We start from the raw sequence: 17,503 nt of genomic DNA, 5'->3' as shown, positions 1-17,503 counted from the left end.
CCAGTGATCCCTGGACTCCGGAGGGTGCCCATGTCCGCCGTACTGTCCGACCGGCTGAAGTCCCTGCTCGACCGCAAGGTGTTCATCGTCGTCGGCACCGTCCAGCCCGACGGCAGCCCGCAGCTGTCACCGGTCTGGGTGAAGCGCGACGGCGACGACCTCCTCTTCTCCACCACCGTCGACCGCCGCAAGTACAAGAACCTGGACCGCGAACCCCGGGTGACGGTCGTCGTCATGAACCCCGACCAGCCCTACGAGTACGCCGAGATCCGCGGCACCGCCGCGATGACGACCGAGGGCGGCCCGGCCCTCATCGACGAACTGAGCGAGAAGTACACCGGCAGGAAATACGCCGACTTCAACCCCGCCTCGTCCCAGGACGCCCAGCGGGTGGTCGTACGGATCAGCCCCCGGAAGGTGGTCGGGATGCTGTGAGGCCCCGGCATTGTGGGGAAGGGGCGTGAGGCACCCTCTCGCGCCCACTACCCTGGAGTGGTGACCATTCGCCTGTACGACACCAGCGCCCGGCAGATCCGTGACTTCACCCCGCTCACGCCGGGCTGCGTCTCGATCTACCTGTGTGGCGCCACCGTGCAGGCGGCACCGCACATCGGGCACGTCCGCTCGTACCTCAACTTCGACATCATGCGCCGCTGGTTCCAGTACCGCGGCTACGAGGTGACGTTCATCCGCAACGTCACCGACATCGACGACAAGATCATCGCCAAGGCCCACGAGCAGAACCGGCCCTGGTGGTCGATCGGGTACGAGAACGAGCGCGCCTTCAACGACGGCTACCACGCCCTGGGCTGCCTCCCCCCGACGTACGAGCCCCGCGCCACCGGCCACATCACCGAGATGGTCGAGATGATGCAGCGCCTGATCGAGCGCGGGCACGCCTACGCCGCCGACGGCAACGTCTACTTCGACGTACGGTCCTTCCCGGGCTATCTGCAGTTGTCCCGCCAGGAGCTGGACAACCTGCTCCAGCCGTCCGGCGAGGGCGAGACCGGCAAGCGGGACCCGCGGGACTTCGCCATGTGGAAGGCGGCCAAGCCGGGTGAGCCGACCTGGCCCACCCCGTGGGGAGAAGGCCGGCCCGGCTGGCACCTGGAGTGCTCGGCGATGGCGCACAAGTACCTGGGCAGCGCGTTCGACGTCCACGGCGGCGGGCTCGACCTGATCTTCCCGCACCACGAGAACGAGATCGCCCAGGCCAAGGCCTACGGCGACGACTTCGCGCGGTACTGGGTGCACAACGCCTGGGTCACCATGGCCGGCGACAAGATGTCCAAGTCGCTGGGCAACAGCGTGCTGGTGTCGGAGATGGTCAAGGTGTGGCGCCCGATCGTGTTGCGCTACTACCTGGGCACCCCGCACTACCGCTCGATGATCGAGTACAGCGAGGAGTCGCTGCGCGAGGCCGAATCGGCGTTCGCACGGATCGAGGGCTTTGTGCAGCGGGTCACCGAGCTGGCCGGGAAGACCGTCGAACCGGCCGCCGAGGTCCCGCCCGCGTTCGCCGAGGCGATGGACGACGACCTGGGTGTCCCGCAGGCCCTCGCCGTGGTGCACACCACCGTCCGGCAGGGCAACAGCGCGCTGGCCGCCGACGACAAGGAGGCCGCCGTCGCCCGGCTCGCCGAGGTGCGGGCCATGCTCGGCGTCCTCGGCATGGACCCCCTCGATGCGCAGTGGGCGGGGGATTCCGACCAGGCCGAGGATCTGCACGGCGTGGTCGACAGCCTCGTCCGCCTGGTCCTCGACCAGCGCGAGTCCGCCCGCGCCCGCAAGGACTGGGCCACCGCCGACGCCATCCGCGATCAGCTGGGCCAGTCGGGCCTGGTCGTCGAGGACAGCCCGCAGGGCCCGCGCTGGACCCTCGGCCCGCGCTGAGCCCAGGCCCTTGATCGATTGTGCCGCCCGGCCCCCCGGGCGGCACACTGCATAGACGTACGCACACTTTTTCGCAGAGAACAGGTAGGTCATGGCCGCGAACAACCGTCGCATGTCCGGCAAGAAGGGCGCGCAGGTCGGCAGTGGCGGCCAGCGGCGCAGGGGCCTGGAGGGCAGGGGGCCGACCCCGCCGGCCGAGATGCGCAAGGGGCACAAGAAGAACCGCATCGCCACGGCCAAGGCGAAGCAGACCGCGCGCCGCCCCGTGGCCCGGGGCCGTGGCGGCAAGTCGGCCTCCGAGCTGGTCGTCGGCCGTAACCCGGTCGTCGAGGCACTCCGCGAGGGCGTCCCCGCCTCGACCCTCTACGTCCAGCAGTTCATCGACAACGACGAGCGCGTCCGCGAGGCCCTCCAGCTCGCCGCCGAGCGCGGCGGCATCAACCTCATGGAGGCCCCGCGCCCCGAGCTGGACCGCATGACGAACGGCCTCAACCACCAGGGCCTGGTCCTGCAGGTCCCGCCGTACGAGTACGCGCACCCCGAGGACCTGCTCGACGCCGCCGCCGACGAGGGCGAGGACCCGCTGGTCGTCGCGCTGGACGGCGTCACCGACCCGCGCAACCTCGGCGCGGTCGTCCGCTCCGTCTCCGCCTTCGGCGGTCACGGCGTGGTCGTGCCCGAGCGCCGCTCGGCCGGTATGACCGCCGGCGCCTGGAAGACCTCCGCCGGTGCGGCCGCCCGTACCCCGGTCGCCCGCGCCACGAACCTCACCCGGGTGCTGGAGGCATACAAGAAGGCCGGCGTCACGGTCGTCGGCCTGGCGGCGGACGGCGAGGTCGAACTCGGCGACCTGGAGGCCCTGGCGGGCCCCGTCGTCATCGTCGTCGGCAGTGAGGGCAAGGGCCTGTCCCGCCTCGTCGGCGAAACCTGCGACTTCCGCGTGCGCATCCCGATGCCGGGCGGCGCCGAGTCGCTGAACGCGGGTGTCGCGGCCGGCATCGTGCTGTACGAGGCGGCCAGCAGGCGGAGCTGAACAACCGTCCGCAACTTCGCCCCTGCGGGGGAATTCCGGCGCCCATATGGCGTTCGAGGCGGCTTTGACGGGGTCCGGACACATCCGCCCCGTCAAAGCAGTGTCCTAACACCACGTCACTCGGTTAGATGCGTGTGGACACCAGAACACCCCGCACACCCACGGGGGACCGCTCGTCGGGTTACGACGACGCTCCCGCGCTGAGCATGGTGAAGGTGCCGAGCGATCCGGCGCAGGTCATCGTCAATCACGTCAGCTTCCGCGTGCAGCTGGGAGCGTCGGCGAGGCGCGTTCAATCCCCGCGGATCGCCCGGCTCCTGAGTGCCGCCCAGGACAGCTCCCGCATGCCCGTCGTGGGCACCGCGGGCCGGGCCGGCGCCACCGGCCGACGCCGCCCCGTCGTGTGGAGCGGCAAGTCCGCCCCCGACGACACCGGCGCCCACCGGCTCCTCCAGGCCGTGCGGGGCAGCAGCGTCCGCCACGCCGAAGAGCCCGAGGCCGGAGCCACCCAGGTCATCCCGCGCGTCCAGACCGGCTACGCCGACACCTACGACGAGCTGGACCAGACCGTCGAGACCCCCGTCGTCGGCCACCAGCGCACCGCCCCCGACGCCGACGGCACCCGCCTGCTGCCGCACATGCGCACGGTGAGCGGCGCCTACGACGACCCGCCCTACCCGGACGCGGACCGGGAGCCGTACGACGGCTACGACGACCCCGACGGCTACGACGACCCCGACGGCTACGACGAACACGACGGCTACGACGGCTACGACGACGCGTCCGATCCCGACACCCCCCGCGGCGCCAGGCGCCACGCGGACGACCCGTCCCGGCACGCCTACTACCCCGGCCGCCGGATGAACCTCGGCGTGGTCCTGCTCCCGCTGCGCATCTTCCTGGGTTTCATCTCCATCTACGCCGGCATGGGCAAGCTGTGCGACCCCGTCTACTTCGACGGCGGCAAGCGCGGGTCGATGGTCAAGTGGCTCAACACCCTGCACCCGTGGGACGTCGCCGAACCGCTGCGCCAGTTCGCCCTGCACCACCCGGTCGGCTCCGGCCTGGTCATCGCCTTCCTCCAGGTGGTCGTCGGCGTCCTGACCGTGCTGGGCTGCTGGCAGCGGGTGGCCGCGGTGGTCGGCGCCCTGCTCTCCGCCGCGCTGATCGTCACCGTCAGCTGGAAGACGGTCCCCGCCTACGACGCCCCCGACATCATCTACCTCGCCGCCTGGTCCCCGCTGATCATCGCCGGCGCCCCCGTCTACTCCGTGGACGGCCGTATCGCGGCCAGCGCCTGGCGCCGCCTCGGCCCCCGCGCCGACATCTGGGACCTGCGCCAGTACGTCCTGCGCCGCGGCGCGCTGATCACCGTCGTCACGGTCGGCCTCACCCTGCTGGTCGGCTCCCTGCTCGGCGGCGCCGTACGCGACTCCAGCCGCGTGGTCGTCCCCGGCCCCGGCGAGGCCCCCCGCAACAACCTCCCCGGCTCCCCGCTCCCGCAGGACACCGGCAACCGGAACAAGAAGACACCGCCGGCCTCCAGCTCGCCCACGGGCGGCGCCACGGCCGGCGCGAGCCCGTCCGGCGCGGCGTCGACCCCGGGCGCGACCAGGTCCGCCGGCGGTACGACCGCGGCCCCCAGCCAGACCCAGGGCACCACGGGCCAGATCCCGCCCCGCCAGTCCGCCCCGACCGGCGGCGCCCCCAGCACCACGGCCGGCCCCACCGGCACCCGTGGCACGTCGACCGGCGGCAGCTCGTCCTCGGGCGGCTCGAGCAGCTCCGGCGGCAACGCGTCCGGCGGCCAGGAGGGCTTGGTGGGCGGCCTGCTCGGGTAACCGCTCCGAGAAGCCGAAGGCCCCGTACCCGGTGAGGTACGGGGCCTTCGCGATGAACTAGCGCCCCAGAGCCGCCAGCTCCTTGGCCGCCTCGGTCAGGTCCTTCGCCGTATCAATGGCCCGCCAATAGGCTCCCTGCGGAATCGGGAAGCCGAAGAGCTTCCGCTCCCGGGCCAGCCCGGGAAACGTCGTCCGCTCGTGATCCCCCCGCTCGGGCAGCAACCCCGCGAACTCGGGCGAGAAGACATACACACCCGCGTTGATCTCGAACGTCGACGGCGGAGCCTCGATGAAGTCGGTGATGTGCCCGAACCCGTCGGTCTTCACCGCACCCCAGGGGATACGCGGCCGGGCCAGGGCGAGGGTCGCGACGGCATCCCGCTCGGTGTGGAAGTCGGCCATGTCCCGCAGGGAGAAGCGGGTCCAGATGTCGCCGTTCGTGGCGTACCAGGGCCGGTCGGGGCGGGGAAGGTGCGCGGCGGCGTACTTGAGGCCGCCGCCACGGCCGAGGGGCTCGGTCTCCACCACGGTGGTGACGGAGACGGGCAGGTCGGCGGAGTCCAGCCATTTCTGCAGGACGTCGGCGAGGTGGCCGCAGGAGACCACCACGTCGGTCACGCCTTCCTCGGCGAGCCAGGTCAGCTGATGGCCGATGATCGGAGTGCCCGTGCCGGGGATCTCGACCATCGGCTTGGGCCGGTCGTCGGTGTAGGGACGCAGCCGGGAGCCCTGGCCACCGGCCAGGACCACGGCTTGAGTGGGGCGCGACGCGGCGTTCGGATGGGTCATGACCGCACTGTACGTGGCGCCCCGCCCGGACCGGCCGGCAGCGGCGCGTTCCCTGAGGAGCCGTCAGCCGCGCGCGGCGAGCACGCCGGAGGCGAACGACGTGTCGCACACCGGGCGGGCGTAGGACTGGGCGCGCGGAACGCCGTACATGCGCGCCGCGGCCTGGCCGAGGGAGCGGGCGATGGAGGCGCAGTGCTTGGCCAGCGAGGGGTGGCCGTTGACGGCCTGCTGGAGGTGGGTCAGGACGACCCCCGGGTTCTTCTTCTGCAGCTCGGTGATCAGCCGGTCGCGGAGCAAATCCTGCGGGGCGCGGGAGGCCGTCTTGGCGGAGAGCGCCGCCGACGAGACGTCCGAGGCGGCCAGCGCCGAGCTGGAAGGGCTCCCCGTCCAGTTGACCCGGGTGACCGCGAGGGTTCCGGAGAGCACCAGGACGACGGGCAGGACGAGGGCGAGAGTGCGGCCGATACGGCGGGCAGGGCCGCCCCGATGGCCGCGTCGCGTCTGTGGAGTGGTGGAGTGCTTCACGCGTGTGAGGGTAGCGCGGGGTAATGATTTGGCGACATTTAGTCACCCTTTCGGGGGATGAGGTGCCGCATTTTTCTGGGTAAGGGGTTGACGCGCCACGCCCGAAATAATCGCTGTGCCGGGATATATCCGGGGGTATGCCTCACACGAAAGGGGCCCTGCGGCACTCCGCAGGGCCCCTTTCGTCAACTTGGGTGCAAACGCGCTGCTCAGTCGGAGAGACGCTCGCCCGTGGACGTGGAGAACACGTGGATCTCGCCCGGCCGCGGCACGACGTGCAGGGTGGAGCCCTTCTCCGGCACCTGGCGGCCGTTGACGCGGACCACCAGGTCCTTGACCTCGTCGCCGACCTCGGCGGTGCCGTAGACGTAGCCGTCGGCGCCCAGTTCCTCGACGACGTTCACGGAGACGGCGAGACCGGCCGGCGCGTCCGCGGCGTCCTTGGACAGGGAGGCGGCCACGGAGCCGTTGTGCTCGACCACGTCGAAGTGCTCGGGCCGGACACCGACGGTCACCGTGCGGTCACCCTTGTCCGAGGCGGCCGTCAGCGCCTCCCGGTTGACGGGGACGACACTGTTGCCGAACTTCACGCCGCCGTCGGTGATTGGTACCTCGACCAGGTTCATGGCCGGGGAGCCGATGAAGCCGGCGACGAAGAGGTTCGCGGGCCTGTCGTACATGTTCCGCGGCGAGTCGACCTGCTGCAGCAGACCGTCCTTGAGTACGGCCACCCGGTCGCCCATCGTCATGGCCTCGACCTGGTCGTGGGTGACGTAGACGGTGGTGATCCCGAGCCGGCGCTGCAGGCCGGCGATCTGCGTACGGGTGCTCACCCGGAGCTTGGCGTCCAGGTTGGACAGCGGCTCGTCCATGAGGAAGACCTGCGGCTCACGCACGATCGCGCGCCCCATGGCGACCCGCTGGCGCTGACCACCCGACAGCGCCTTCGGCTTCCGGTCCAGGTACTCGGTGAGGTCGAGGATCTTCGCGGCCTCCTCGACCTTCTGCCGGATCTCCGCCTTGTTGACGCCGGCGATCTTGAGCGCGAAGCCCATGTTGTCGGCGACCGTCATGTGCGGGTAGAGGGCGTAGTTCTGGAACACCATGGCGATGTCCCGGTCCTTGGGCGGCAGGTGCGTGACATCGCGGTCACCGATGCGGATGGCGCCGCCGTTGACGTCCTCCAGGCCCGCGAGCATCCGCAGCGAGGTGGACTTTCCGCAACCCGACGGGCCGACCAGGACGAGGAACTCGCCGTCCTCGATCGCGATGTCGAGCGCGTCGACGGCGGGCTTGGTGGAACCCGGGTAGATCCGGGTCGCCTTGTCGAACGTGACAGTGGCCATGGTGAATGGGCCCCCTTCTACCGGCAGGAACGTGCCGGACGATCCGTTGTAGGAAGGTGGTTGGTGTAGTCCACCCAGGTGAACTGCGCGAACTGGCTCAGGACGGTACCTGGCGTTCACTCGTTCTGTCAGTACCTGGGCCCTGGTGAACTTCGCGGAAATTTTCGAGTCCGCCTTCTTCTTCCGCTGCGGACCGGCACGTCTTCGCCGAGCCGAACGCCGTGGCCGCGCGGAACGCGCTCTGTGTACAGTGGAGCCGCCCTTCGCGTACGGCTCTGTAGTGCGCGATGCCTCCTTAGCTCAGTCCGGCCAGAGCAACGCACTTGTAATGCGTAGGTCGTCGGTTCGAATCCGACAGGGGGCTCCAGACGCACAACGGCCCCGGACTCCTCGTCCGGGGCCGTTTGCCGTGCCCGCTCAGTGCCTGCCCGCCACCCGGTCCGCCACCTTCGCCAGCCGGGAGGACTCCGTCCCCGGGTGGAGGCGTTCGCGCTGGTCGGCGGTGCGGTACGTGGCGTACATGCCGTGGACGCCGAGCCAGCGGAAGGGTTCCGGTTCCCACTTGCGGACCTTGTGGTTCACCCAGGGCAGGTCCGTCAGCTCGGTGCGGCCGCCCTGGCCGGAGTCCTGCTGGACCAGGTCGCGCAGGGTGCGGGCGGCCAGGTTGGCGGTGGCGACGCCGGAGCCGACGTAGCCGCCGGCCCAGCCGAGGCCGGTGGAGCGGTCGAGGGTCACCGTGGCACACCAGTCGCGCGGCACGCCGAGGACGCCCGACCAGGCGTGTTCCACGCGCACGCCGGCCAGGGCGGGAAAGAAGCGGGTCAGGATCTCGTGCAGGGCCTCGACGGTCTCCGGCTGTGTCCGGCCGTCGTTGTCCGTCCTCGACCCGAAGCGGTACGGCACCCCGCGTCCGCCCAGCGCGATCCGGCCGTCGGCGGTGCGCTGGGCGTACATGTAGGCGTGGGCCATGTCGCCGAGGGTTTCGCGGCCCGCCCAGCCGATCGACTCCCACTGCTCGTCGGTCAGCGGCTCGGTGGCGATCATGGAGGAGTTCATGGGGAGCCAGGTGCGTCTCTGGCCCTTCAGGGACGCCGTGAAGCCCTCCGTGCAGCGCAGGACGTACGGGGCGCGGACGGTGCCGTACGGGGTGACGGCGTGCTTGGGGCGGATCTCCGTCACCGGCGTGGACTCGTGGACGGTGACGCCCAGCGCCTCCACCACGGCCGCCAGGCCCTTCACCAGCTTCACCGGGTGCAGCCGGGCGCCGTGCGGGGTCCAGGTGGAGCCGACCGCGTCCGCGATGCGGATCCGCTCGGCCGTCTCCCGGGCGCCGTACAGCTCGCGGTCCTTCTCGCCGTACGACAGCTCGCGCTCGTGGAAGGCCTTCAGGCGTGTCAACTGGGCGGGTGTGGTGGCGACTTCGAGGACACCGCCCCGGTGCACGTCCGCCTCGATGCCCTCGGCCCCGGCGACCGCGACGACCTCGGCCACGGTGTCGTTCATCGCCTTCTGCAGCCGTACGGCGGCGTCACGGCCGTGCAGCCCGGCGTACCGGTCGCGGCCGGCGATGCCGTTGTAGAGCCAGCCGCCGTTGCGGCCGGAGGCGCCGTAGCCGCAGAACTTCTGCTCCAGGACGGTGATGCGGAGGAAGGGGGCGGCCTTCTTGAGGTAGTACGCCGTCCACAGGCCGGTATAGCCGCCGCCGACGATGACGACGTCGGCCGACGCGTCCCCGGACAGCGGCTCGCGTACCGCGGGGAGGCCGTCGTCCGCGTACCAGAAGGAGATCCCGCCGTTGACGACACTGCTTGCCGAGCTGCTCATGGCCGGGACGTTAACTCCTGAGTGCGGCCAGTGTCTCCTTCGGATTCCATGCTTTTCCGCGGCCCCTCGTCAGCGGGTGGCAGGCCAGACCGATCAGTACGGAGACGAAGTGGCCGAGCTCGGTGAAGGACCGCTCCATGGCCAGCGACAGCCCGAAGAGGGCCAGCACCGCCAGCAGGTACGCGTACCGCCAGGGGGCCGAGACCCGGTAGGTGAGCGCGCCGATGACCCCGGCGAGCGCGTAACTCACGCCGACATCCAGGGTGTTGACCGCCGAGTGCGGGGCGATGCCGTCCCGGATCGCCAACAGCAGGGCACCCTCGCTGATCAGCGTGGCCAGCACGTGCGCCAGCACGCACACGGCGAGCCAGCGGGCGGTACCCAGCCAGCGTTCGGCCGGTGCGTGGAACGCCGTGTACAGCACGGCGTACGGGATCCAGTGGCCGCTGTCGATCCACATGGCGCTGGCCACCAGCACCCGGACCGGGTTGCGGGACAGCTCGTGGATGTTGGTCGACCGCTGCCGCAGGAAGTGCTGCTCGAACTCCGGCGACATGTGGTGCAGGGCGACGGTCGTGATGAACAGGATCGTCAGCCACACGTATGTGCCGGGGGCGCTGCGGACGTACGCCCACACGCCGCCGGGGCCCCGGATAATGCGCATGAGCCGATTCACGCACGTCAGTATCGTTCGGTACGTGATTGACATCCCCGGCGATCTGGCGGAAGCGGCCGGATCTCGCGGTGGCCTTCCTGGACCGGTGGGGGCTGCGGCCGGCCGGACCCTCGATGAACGGTGTCAGCGCGCTGGTCCTGCCGGTCGTCCGCGCCGACGGCGGCCCCGCGGGTCCTGAAGCTGCAGCTGCCGGACGAGGAGAGCGAGGGCGAGCCGGTCGCGCTGCGGGTGTGGGACGGCGACGGGGCCGTACGACTCCTCGACCACGACCCGGGCGAGGCCGTCCTGGTCGTCGCGCGGCTGCTGGCCCGTCTGACGTCGTTCCCGGCGCCGCCGGGCATGCGACGGCTCGGCGACATCGCCGAGGGCATGCTGGAGCGGACCCCGTGGGCACTGGAGCGCATCCCCGACGTCCGGGCCCGCCGCCTGATCGCGGACTGTGCGGCCGCCGTGCGCGAGGTGGCCGCCGAGCCCGGCGACCGGCTGCTGCACTGGGACCTGCACTTAGAGAACGTCCTCGCCGCCGACCGCGCCGAGTGGCTCGCCATCGATCCCAAGCCGCTCGCGGGTGACCCCGGCTTCGAGCTGTGGCCCGCGCTGGACAACCGCTTCGAGGCGGCCGAGGTCCGCCGGCGCTTCGACGCGATGACGGAGGTACTCGGCGCGGAGACTGCGCACGGCGTGACCGAGCCCGCGCGGTAAACCCGCGTGCCCCGGTGTGGTGGCCCCGGTTAGCCTCCTCGCATGATTCGTACCGCTGCCCCTGCCGACATCCCCGTCATCCATGCCCTGGTCCGTGAACTGGCCGAGTACGAGAAGGCCCCGGAGGAGGCGCGGGCGAGTGAGGAGCAGCTGCGGGAGGCGCTGTTCGGTGAGCAGCCGGCGGCGTTCGCGCATGTCGCGGTGGACGACGCCGACGGTGAGCCGGTCGGGTTCGCGCTGTGGTTCCTGAACTTCTCCACCTGGCGCGGTGTGCACGGGATCTATCTGGAGGACCTGTACGTGCGGCCGAGTGCGCGCGGCGCCGGGCACGGGCGGGCGCTGCTGACGGAGCTGGCGCGCATCTGTGTGCGGCGCGGGTACGAGCGTCTGGAGTGGTCGGTGCTCGACTGGAACCGGCCCGCGATCGGTTTCTACGAGGCGCTCGGTGCCCGTCCGCAGGACGAGTGGACGGTGTACCGGCTCACGGACGGGGCGTTGGCGGCGCTGGGCTCAGGTCACTGATTCCGGTACCGGTGCCCTGACGGCCGGCATTTTCCCAGGTCAGGGGGTTTGTCAGTGGCGGGGTGCAGCATGGGGTCATGGCGAGGAGAGCGACGGGCGGCCGTGCGGCGGGCCGGGCAGGGGTGAAGGGTGCGCGACGGCCGGAGCTGCGGCTGCCGTCGCTGGAGCCGTGGCCGGACGGGGAGTTGCGACCGGACGGGGACTATGACGGGCTGGAGTTCCGGGACGCGGACCTCACCGGGCAGGACGGGGTGGGCGCCCGGTTCATGGACTGCGCGCTGACGGGCTGCTCGGTGGACGGTACGGCGCTGGGCCGGGCCAGAGTGCTGGACTCGGTCCTGACGGGACTGCGCGGGGTGGGCACGCATCTCGCCGAGTCCACGTTCCGGGACGTCGAGCTGATCGACGCCCGGCTGGGCGGCACCCAGCTGCACGGCGCCGTCCTGGAGCGGGTCGTGGTGCGCGGCGGCAAGATCGACTACCTGAATCTGCGCGAGGCCCGCCTCAAGGACGTCGTCTTCGAGTCGTGCGTGCTCGTCGAGCCGGACTTCGCGGGCGCGAGCCTGGAGCGGGTGGAGTTCGTCGACTGCGCGCTGAGAGAGGCCGACTTCGGCAGTGCGACGCTGACGGACGTGGACCTGCGCGGGGCCGCTCCGCTGGAGATCGTGCGGGGCCTGGACCGGCTGTCGGGGGCGGTGATCAGCACGGGCCAACTGCTGGATCTGGCACCGGTGCTGGCGGCGGAGCTGGGAATCCGGGTGGAGTGACCCCGCTTCCGGGGCCCTGCCGCGGTCCTACGCCACGCGGGGAAAGCGGGCCTGGAGTGTCCAGATCGCCGGGTTTTCCGACAGGTCCTCATGGAGGTCGGTGAGGTCCGCGATCAGATCGTGCAGGAAGTCGCGGGCCTCGCGGCGCAGTGCGGTGTGGGAGAAGGACAGCGGGGACTCCTCGGCCGGCACCCAGTCGGCGGTGATGTCCACCCAGCCGAAGCGGCGCTCGAAGAGCATCCGGTCGGTGGACTCGGTGAAGTCCAGCTCCGCCCGCTGGGGCCGGGCGGCGCGGGAGCCCATCGGATCCCGGTCCAGCCGTTCCACGATGTCGCACAGCGCCCACGCGAAGTCCAGCACCGGCACCCATCCCCAGGCTGTGGACAGCTCCCGGTCCGTCTTCGTGTCCGCGAGATAGACGTCCCCGCAGAACAGGTCGTGCCGCAGCGCACGGACGTCCGCGCGGCGGTAGTCGGTCTGCGGGGGGTCGGGGAACCGGTTGGAGAGGGCGTAGCCGATGTCGAGCACGGAAGAGATGGTGTCATGCCTGCGTACGAGCCCCGACGCATAAGATCACTGGCATGCCCAGACCCGTACGCCTTGTGCCGGCCGTAGCCGTCCTGCTCGCCCTCACCGGCACCGCGTGCGGCGCCGGAGTGCACGGCACCCCGGGCGGCTCCGGGGTGCGCGACCCGTACTTCCCGAAGGCCGGCAACGGCGGCTACGACGTCGGGCACTACGACCTCACCCTCGACTACACCCCCGCCACCCGCCGTCTGACCGGTACGGCGGTGATCACCGCCCGCGCCACCCAGAACCTGTCCGCCTTCGGCCTCGACCTCGCCGGGCTGGACGTCGGCTCGGTCACCGTCGAGGGCAGGAAGGCCCGCTTCAACCGCGCCGGCCAGAAACTCACCGTCCGCCCGCACGACGACCTGAGCAAGGGCGAGACCTTCCGCACGGTCGTCCGCTACTCGGGCACCCCGCGCACCCTCACCGACCCCGACGGCTCCGAGGAGGGCTGGCTGCCCACCGCCGACGGCGCCCTCGGCCTCGGCGAACCCGTCGGCTCCATGGCCTGGTTCCCCGGCAACAACCACCCCTCCGACAAGGCCACCTACGACATCACCGTCACCGTCCCCAAGGGCCTCCAGGCCGTCTCCAACGGCGAGTTGGCGGACCAGTCCACCAGGGGCGGCCGTACGACCTACCACTGGCACACCGCCCAGCCCATGGCGAGCTACGTCGCCACGGTCGCCGTCGGCCATTTCGACATCAGCCGCAGCACCGGCCCGCACGGGCTGCCGATCATCACCGCCGTCGACCCCACGCAGGCGAAGGCGAGCGAGGAGGTGCTCGCGCAGCTCCCCGGCATCATCAGGTGGGAGGAGATCAACTTCGGGCCGTACCCCTTCTCCTCCACCGGTGCGATCGTCGACCGGCCGGGCTCCGCCGATTACGCCCTGGAGACCCAGAACCGGCCCGTCATCCCTGCCGACCACCTGGCGACCGGCACGCTCGTGCACGAACTCGCCCACCAGTGGTACGGCGACGCGGTCACCCCGAAGTCCTGGCAGGACATGTGGCTCAACGAGGGCTTCGCCACCTACGCGGAGTGGCTGTACCAGGAGGACCACGGCGGCAAGAGCGCCCAGCAGACCTTCACGGACCTCTACGACGGCGACAACGAGGCGATCTGGGCCTATCCGCCCGCCAAGCCGTCGAGCGCCGCGCACATCTCCGACAGCCCTGTCTACCAGCGCGGCGCGATGGTCCTGCAGAAGATCCGGCAGAAGGTCGGCGACGACACGTTCTACGACATCATCCAGGGCTGGGTGGCCACCCACCGGTACGGCAACGTGAGCACCGCCGACTTCACCGCGTACGTCGAGAAGAAGGCCCCGCACCGGGACTTCACCGAGATCTGGAAGGACTGGCTGTACGGCGACCGCAAGCCGGACCACCCGTGACGGGCGATCCGGCCACCGTACGGGATCCGCTATGCGGACGGGGTGTGCGGAGTCGACTCCCTTGCCTTTCCCCGGCCGGACGGCCGGGGACTCCGAGGCTTCACCGCCGGGGCAGGCCTGCTCAGACGTTCACACCGAAGTCCTGGGCGATGCCGACCAGACCCGAGGCGTAACCCTGGCCCACGGCGCGGAACTTCCACTCCGCGCCGTTGCGGTACAGCTCGCCGAAGACCATGGCCGTCTCGGTGGCGGCGTCCTCGGAGAGGTCGTAGCGGGCGATCTCGGCGCCGCCGGCCTGGTTGACGATGCGGATGTAGGCGTTGCGGACCTGGCCGAAGTTCTGGCCGCGGTTCTCGGCGTCGTAGATGGAGACCGGGAAGACGATCTTGTCGATGTCGGCCGGGAGCGCGGCCAGGTTGACGTTGATCGCCTCGTCGTCGCCCGCGCCCTCGCCCGTGCGGTTGTCGCCGGTGTGGACGATGGAGTTGTCCGGGGTCTGCTTGTTGTTGAAGAACACGAAGTGCGCGTCCGAGTAGACCTTCCCCTGGCCGTTCACCGCGATGGCGGAGGCGTCCAGGTCGAAGTCCGTGCCGGTGGTGGTGCGGACGTCCCAGCCGAGGCCCACGGTGACGGCGGTCAGGCCCGGAGCCTCCTTGGTGAGCGAGACGTTGCCACCCTTGGACAGGCTTACAGCCATGTTGGGAGTCCCTTCCCTCGGATATCTGTTGGATATCTGTGTATCTGTGCCGATGAGCTTGCCGATGAAGCTACCGTCACCCGGGAGAACGTCGAGAGGGGTGCCGTCGGTTCCGGGTCTCTTTACCTTTTTTACCGAGCGGGAGGGCCCGGGCCGGAAATCCAGGTGACGAGGAGCGGGCGCGACCGGGAACATGGAACGCATGTCCGGTCCTTACGTCATCCGCGGCTCCGTCTCGCTCCCCGAGGCCGAGCTCATGTGGCGTTTCTCCAGGTCGTCCGGGCCCGGCGGACAGCACGTCAACACCAGCGACTCGCAGGTGGAGCTGCGTTTCGACCTGGCGCGCACCGAGGCGCTCCCCGCGGTGTGGAAGGAGCGGGCGCTGCAGCGGCTCGCGGCCCGGCTCGTCGACGGAGTGGTGACCGTACGGGCCTCCGAGCACCGCTCCCAGTGGCGCAACCGCGAGGTCGCCGCCGTACGCCTCGCCTCCCTCCTCGCGGAGGCCGCCGCGCCCCCGCCCAAGCCGCGCCGGCCGACCCGGATCCCGCGCGGCATCAACGAACGCCGGCTGCGGGAGAAGAAGCAGCGCTCGCAGACCAAGCGGGGCCGCTCGGGCCGCGACTGGACGTGAGGCCCGGAGACGGTGTGCCCGTCACATCTCCGGTCCGGCGTTCGTCAGTGAGGCGAGAGGACCCCCGAGGGTGACGGAGAGGCCGGACAGCACATGACGAGCGACAACGGGCAGCACCGCGACGACGACCTTCTCGCCGAGCGGTTCCAGGCGTACCGGGGGCATCTGCGGGCCGTCGCCTACCGGATGCTGGGCTCGGCCGCGGAGGCCGAGGACGCGGTGCAGGAGGCGTGGTTCCGGCTGCGCCGGTCCGACACCGGTGAGGTGAGCAACCTCGGGGGCTGGCTGACGACCGTCGTCGGCCGGGTCTGCCTCGACATGCTCCGCTCCCGCCGCTCCCGCGGTGAGGAGCCCCTGGACACCTGGCGTGCGGGAGCCTCCGCCGAACCGGACCCGGCACAGGACGCCGTGCTCGCGGACTCGGTCGGGGTGGCGCTGCTCGTCGTCCTCGACACGCTCTCCCCGGCCGAGCGGCTCGCGTTCGTGCTGCACGATCTGTTCGGGGTGCCGTTCGAGGAGGTCGGCGGCATCCTCGGGCGCAGCCCGGCCGCCGCACGGCAGTTGGCCAGCCGGGCGCGGCGCCGGGTGCGGGGCGCGGAGGCGCCGGAGGCCGACCTGGTCCGGCAGCGGGAGGTGGTCGACGCGTTTCTGGCGGCCGCGCGGGACGGTGACTTCGACGGATTGCTCGCGGTGCTCGACCCGGACGTGCTGGCCCGCAGCGACGCCGGTACGAGCATCGGGGCGGCCGGGGTCGCCTCCGGCGCGCGGAACTTCGCCCATCTGGCCCGGATGGCGCGTCCCGCGCTGGTCGACGGGGCCACGGGGCTGGTCGTGTACGCCGACGGCCGCCCGGAGCGCGCCCTGACGTTCACCTTCGTCGCCGACCGGATCGCGTCCATCGACATCGTGACGAACCCGGACCGGTTGGCGGAGCTGACGATCGAGCAGGGGTAGGCCGGTTCAGCGGGCGGTGCGGGTAGTCGGGCGGGGGTGAGCCGGGTTGGGCCGGGGTCGGCCGGGGTCGGCCGGGGTTGGCGACCCGCATCCGCGTACGGCTCATACGGCCAGCACCCCCACCGTCTCACCCCCGTCGACCTCCCCCGTCGGGCGGAAACCCAGGCCGAGGTAGAAACCCTCCGGTCCGTCCGCGCCGGGGTGCCAGCAGACGTACATCTCCGTGCCGCCCCGGCCGCGGATCAGGTCGGCCACGGCGGCGACGGCGAACCGGCCGTAGCCCCGCCCCTGCGCGTCGGCGGCGATGTTGAGGCGCCACAGCCCCGAGCGGCGCACGCTGCCGTCGCCGTACCAGTCGATGTCGAGGAAGGCCATCAGAAAGCCGACCGGGCGGTCGTCGTCGACGATGAGCCGGGGCCAGGCCACGCCGCAGGGGTGGACGTACGCCTCGGCAAGGGACTGCACGACCGGCCGGACCGCGTGTTCCTGGTCGGGGCGGATCCGGATGCCGATCGCGGTGTCGAAGTTCGCGGGCGTTACTTCTTCCAGACGAGGTGTCATCCGGGCACCGTAGACACCCGGTTCACTCCCCGGCCACGCGATATCGGGGCTCAGCCCACGTGCCGGTACCGGCCGCGGAAGTACAGCAGCGGGCCCCCCTCCGCGCTCGGCACCCGCGCGGTCAGGACGCGGCCGATGACGAGGGTGTGGTCGCCGGCCGTCACCCGCTGCTCGGTGCGGCACTCCAGCGTGGCCAGCGCGCCGCCCACCAGCGGTGCGCCGGTGGCCTCGCCGCGGACGTAGGCGATGTCCTCGAAGAGCAGACGGTCGCTGATGCGGCCCTTCATGGCGAAGCGGCCCGCGATGTGCCGCTGGCTCTCGGCGAGCACTGACACCGCCCACAGGGGCTGCTCGTCGAGCAGGTCGTCCATGCGGGAGCCCTCGCGCAGGCTGACCAGGACCAACGGCGGGTCGAGGGAGACGGACAGGAAGGCGGTGGCGGTCATGCCGACGTCCTCCATGCCGGGCGCGCCCGGGTCGTCCGGGTCCAGCGGCGGCTCCTGCGCGGTCACCAGGACGACCCCGGCGGCCAGTCGGGACATCGCGGCCCGGAACTCGTCGTTGCTCACCCCCTCAGCATGCCCGGTAGCTGCGGTGGCGGTGGGTGAGGGAGTCTTCAGCACGCCGGAAACGCTAGTCTCCGCCCCGCGCGGGCCACATCGGGCCTCGGCCCGAACCGGGTCCTAGGACCAACGGACGACCGGTGGGTGCGTCAGGTGAACAGATCCGCAAAGCTTGCGTTCGGGAAACGCACGGGGAAAGTGCGGAA

At 71.1% G+C, this 17,503-nt stretch carries 18 protein-coding genes, 1 tRNA gene and 1 pseudogene; 11 read left to right on the top strand and 9 right to left on the bottom strand.

Translation table 11 applies throughout. The features are described 5' to 3' along the window. The first annotated feature begins 30 nt into the window (after positions 1–30). From ABZ624_RS08010 to ABZ624_RS07995, 4 genes are all read left to right on the top strand, one after another. Entirely contained in the window at positions 31–435 is a 405-nt protein-coding gene (locus tag ABZ624_RS08010; RefSeq protein ID WP_360083798.1) for a PPOX class F420-dependent oxidoreductase, read from the top strand. Positions 436–495: 60 nt separating this feature from the next. Beyond that, a complete protein-coding gene (gene cysS, locus ABZ624_RS08005; RefSeq protein ID WP_360083796.1) occupies positions 496–1,896 on the top strand; it encodes a cysteine--tRNA ligase in 1,401 nt (466 codons plus the stop codon). A gap of 91 nt (positions 1,897–1,987) precedes the next feature. Beyond that, positions 1,988–2,929: a 23S rRNA (guanosine(2251)-2'-O)-methyltransferase RlmB gene (gene rlmB, locus ABZ624_RS08000; RefSeq protein WP_360083794.1), complete on the top strand. Its 942-nt coding sequence runs from the start codon at positions 1,988–1,990 to the stop codon at positions 2,927–2,929. A 128-nt stretch (positions 2,930–3,057) separates the two neighbouring features. Then, positions 3,058–4,770 (top strand): DoxX family membrane protein, encoded by a 1,713-nt coding sequence (locus ABZ624_RS07995; RefSeq protein WP_360083792.1) that lies wholly within the window; start codon positions 3,058–3,060, stop codon positions 4,768–4,770. A gap of 57 nt (positions 4,771–4,827) precedes the next feature. Here ABZ624_RS07995 and ABZ624_RS07990 read toward each other — a convergent pair whose 3' ends face one another. The 3 genes from ABZ624_RS07990 to ugpC all read right to left on the bottom strand — a co-directional run bounded on the left by ABZ624_RS07990 (position 4,828) and on the right by ugpC (position 7,430). Continuing rightward, a complete protein-coding gene (locus tag ABZ624_RS07990; RefSeq protein WP_360083790.1) occupies positions 4,828–5,559 on the bottom strand; it encodes a nucleotidyltransferase family protein in 732 nt (243 codons plus the stop codon). A 63-nt stretch (positions 5,560–5,622) separates the two neighbouring features. Next, complete coding sequence (locus ABZ624_RS07985) at positions 5,623–6,084, bottom strand: hypothetical protein (RefSeq protein WP_360083788.1); 462 nt, start codon at positions 6,082–6,084, stop codon at positions 5,623–5,625. Between the two features lie 209 nt (positions 6,085–6,293). Next, positions 6,294–7,430 carry a sn-glycerol-3-phosphate ABC transporter ATP-binding protein UgpC gene (ugpC, locus tag ABZ624_RS07980; protein WP_360083786.1) on the bottom strand — a complete coding sequence of 379 codons (1,137 nt, stop codon included), beginning with the start codon at positions 7,428–7,430 and terminating at the stop codon, positions 6,294–6,296. A 289-nt stretch (positions 7,431–7,719) separates the two neighbouring features. Between ugpC and ABZ624_RS07975 the strand changes: the two genes are divergently transcribed. Then, a tRNA-Thr gene (locus ABZ624_RS07975) sits at positions 7,720–7,797 on the top strand. Positions 7,798–7,847: 50 nt separating this feature from the next. Here ABZ624_RS07975 and ABZ624_RS07970 read toward each other — a convergent pair. Both ABZ624_RS07970 and ABZ624_RS07965 read right to left on the bottom strand, forming a co-directional pair. Next, positions 7,848–9,254 carry an FAD-dependent oxidoreductase gene (locus ABZ624_RS07970; RefSeq protein ID WP_360083784.1) on the bottom strand — a complete coding sequence of 469 codons (1,407 nt, stop codon included), beginning with the start codon at positions 9,252–9,254 and terminating at the stop codon, positions 7,848–7,850. A gap of 10 nt (positions 9,255–9,264) precedes the next feature. Further along, on the bottom strand, positions 9,265–9,918 hold the full coding sequence (locus ABZ624_RS07965) for a rhomboid-like protein (protein WP_360083782.1): 654 nt from the start codon (positions 9,916–9,918) through the stop codon (positions 9,265–9,267). A gap of 68 nt (positions 9,919–9,986) precedes the next feature. Here ABZ624_RS07965 and ABZ624_RS07960 point away from each other — a divergent pair. The 3 genes and pseudogenes from ABZ624_RS07960 to ABZ624_RS07950 all read left to right on the top strand — a co-directional run. Continuing rightward, a pseudogene (locus ABZ624_RS07960) lies at positions 9,987–10,599 on the top strand (aminoglycoside phosphotransferase family protein); the annotation flags it as partial. A gap of 75 nt (positions 10,600–10,674) precedes the next feature. Further along, entirely contained in the window at positions 10,675–11,154 is a 480-nt protein-coding gene (locus ABZ624_RS07955) for a GNAT family N-acetyltransferase (protein ID WP_360083780.1), read from the top strand. Positions 11,155–11,231: 77 nt separating this feature from the next. Then, positions 11,232–11,921 (top strand): pentapeptide repeat-containing protein, encoded by a 690-nt coding sequence (locus ABZ624_RS07950; protein WP_360083778.1) that lies wholly within the window; start codon positions 11,232–11,234, stop codon positions 11,919–11,921. Positions 11,922–11,948: 27 nt separating this feature from the next. Here the strand turns inward: ABZ624_RS07950 and ABZ624_RS07945 are convergent, their stop codons facing one another. Further along, positions 11,949–12,449 (bottom strand): hypothetical protein, encoded by a 501-nt coding sequence (locus ABZ624_RS07945; protein ID WP_360083776.1) that lies wholly within the window; start codon positions 12,447–12,449, stop codon positions 11,949–11,951. Positions 12,450–12,502: 53 nt separating this feature from the next. On the opposite strand from ABZ624_RS07945, the gene ABZ624_RS07940 reads away from it, so the two are divergent. Further along, entirely contained in the window at positions 12,503–13,891 is a 1,389-nt protein-coding gene (locus ABZ624_RS07940; protein WP_360083774.1) for a M1 family metallopeptidase, read from the top strand. A 121-nt stretch (positions 13,892–14,012) separates the two neighbouring features. Here the strand turns inward: ABZ624_RS07940 and ABZ624_RS07935 are convergent, their stop codons facing one another. Further along, positions 14,013–14,588, bottom strand: coding sequence for a TerD family protein (locus ABZ624_RS07935; RefSeq protein ID WP_031170907.1), 576 nt, complete (start codon positions 14,586–14,588; stop codon positions 14,013–14,015). A 193-nt stretch (positions 14,589–14,781) separates the two neighbouring features. Between ABZ624_RS07935 and arfB the strand changes: the two genes are divergently transcribed. Both arfB and ABZ624_RS07925 read left to right on the top strand, forming a co-directional pair. Continuing rightward, the gene (arfB, locus tag ABZ624_RS07930; RefSeq protein WP_360083772.1) at positions 14,782–15,219 is read left to right on the top strand and encodes an alternative ribosome rescue aminoacyl-tRNA hydrolase ArfB; all 438 of its coding nucleotides are present in this window, start codon (positions 14,782–14,784) and stop codon (positions 15,217–15,219) included. Between the two features lie 93 nt (positions 15,220–15,312). After that, entirely contained in the window at positions 15,313–16,173 is an 861-nt protein-coding gene (locus tag ABZ624_RS07925; RefSeq protein ID WP_360083770.1) for a sigma-70 family RNA polymerase sigma factor, read from the top strand. 102 nt (positions 16,174–16,275) lie between these two features. Here ABZ624_RS07925 and ABZ624_RS07920 read toward each other — a convergent pair whose 3' ends face one another. Next, on the bottom strand, positions 16,276–16,734 hold the full coding sequence (locus ABZ624_RS07920) for a GNAT family N-acetyltransferase (RefSeq protein WP_360083768.1): 459 nt from the start codon (positions 16,732–16,734) through the stop codon (positions 16,276–16,278). 50 nt (positions 16,735–16,784) lie between these two features. Further along, on the bottom strand, positions 16,785–17,357 hold the full coding sequence (locus tag ABZ624_RS07915; protein ID WP_360083766.1) for a flavin reductase family protein: 573 nt from the start codon (positions 17,355–17,357) through the stop codon (positions 16,785–16,787). Positions 17,358–17,503: the final 146 nt, after the last annotated feature.

Source organism: Streptomyces sp. NPDC007205, assembly GCF_040634095.1.
Taxonomy (GTDB): domain Bacteria; phylum Actinomycetota; class Actinomycetes; order Streptomycetales; family Streptomycetaceae; genus Streptomyces.
Note: the sequence above shows the minus strand (reverse complement) of the source record. Positions and strands in the feature narration are given on the sequence as shown.

Coding starts and splice junctions, on each gene's coding strand:
- ABZ624_RS08010 (WP_360083798.1), top strand. CDS start 31: ATGTCCGCCGTACTGTCCGACCGGCTGAAGTCCCTGCTCGACCGCAAG.
- rlmB (WP_360083794.1), top strand. CDS start 1,988: ATGGCCGCGAACAACCGTCGCATGTCCGGCAAGAAGGGCGCGCAGGTC.
- ABZ624_RS07995 (WP_360083792.1), top strand. CDS start 3,058: ATGCGTGTGGACACCAGAACACCCCGCACACCCACGGGGGACCGCTCG.
- ABZ624_RS07990 (WP_360083790.1), bottom strand. CDS start 5,559: ATGACCCATCCGAACGCCGCGTCGCGCCCCACTCAAGCCGTGGTCCTG.
- ugpC (WP_360083786.1), bottom strand. CDS start 7,430: ATGGCCACTGTCACGTTCGACAAGGCGACCCGGATCTACCCGGGTTCC.
- ABZ624_RS07970 (WP_360083784.1), bottom strand. CDS start 9,254: ATGAGCAGCTCGGCAAGCAGTGTCGTCAACGGCGGGATCTCCTTCTGG.
- ABZ624_RS07965 (WP_360083782.1), bottom strand. CDS start 9,918: ATGCGCATTATCCGGGGCCCCGGCGGCGTGTGGGCGTACGTCCGCAGC.
- ABZ624_RS07955 (WP_360083780.1), top strand. CDS start 10,675: ATGATTCGTACCGCTGCCCCTGCCGACATCCCCGTCATCCATGCCCTG.
- ABZ624_RS07950 (WP_360083778.1), top strand. CDS start 11,232: ATGGCGAGGAGAGCGACGGGCGGCCGTGCGGCGGGCCGGGCAGGGGTG.
- ABZ624_RS07940 (WP_360083774.1), top strand. CDS start 12,503: ATGCCCAGACCCGTACGCCTTGTGCCGGCCGTAGCCGTCCTGCTCGCC.
- ABZ624_RS07935 (WP_031170907.1), bottom strand. CDS start 14,588: ATGGCTGTAAGCCTGTCCAAGGGTGGCAACGTCTCGCTCACCAAGGAG.
- arfB (WP_360083772.1), top strand. CDS start 14,782: ATGGAACGCATGTCCGGTCCTTACGTCATCCGCGGCTCCGTCTCGCTC.
- ABZ624_RS07925 (WP_360083770.1), top strand. CDS start 15,313: ATGACGAGCGACAACGGGCAGCACCGCGACGACGACCTTCTCGCCGAG.
- ABZ624_RS07920 (WP_360083768.1), bottom strand. CDS start 16,734: ATGACACCTCGTCTGGAAGAAGTAACGCCCGCGAACTTCGACACCGCG.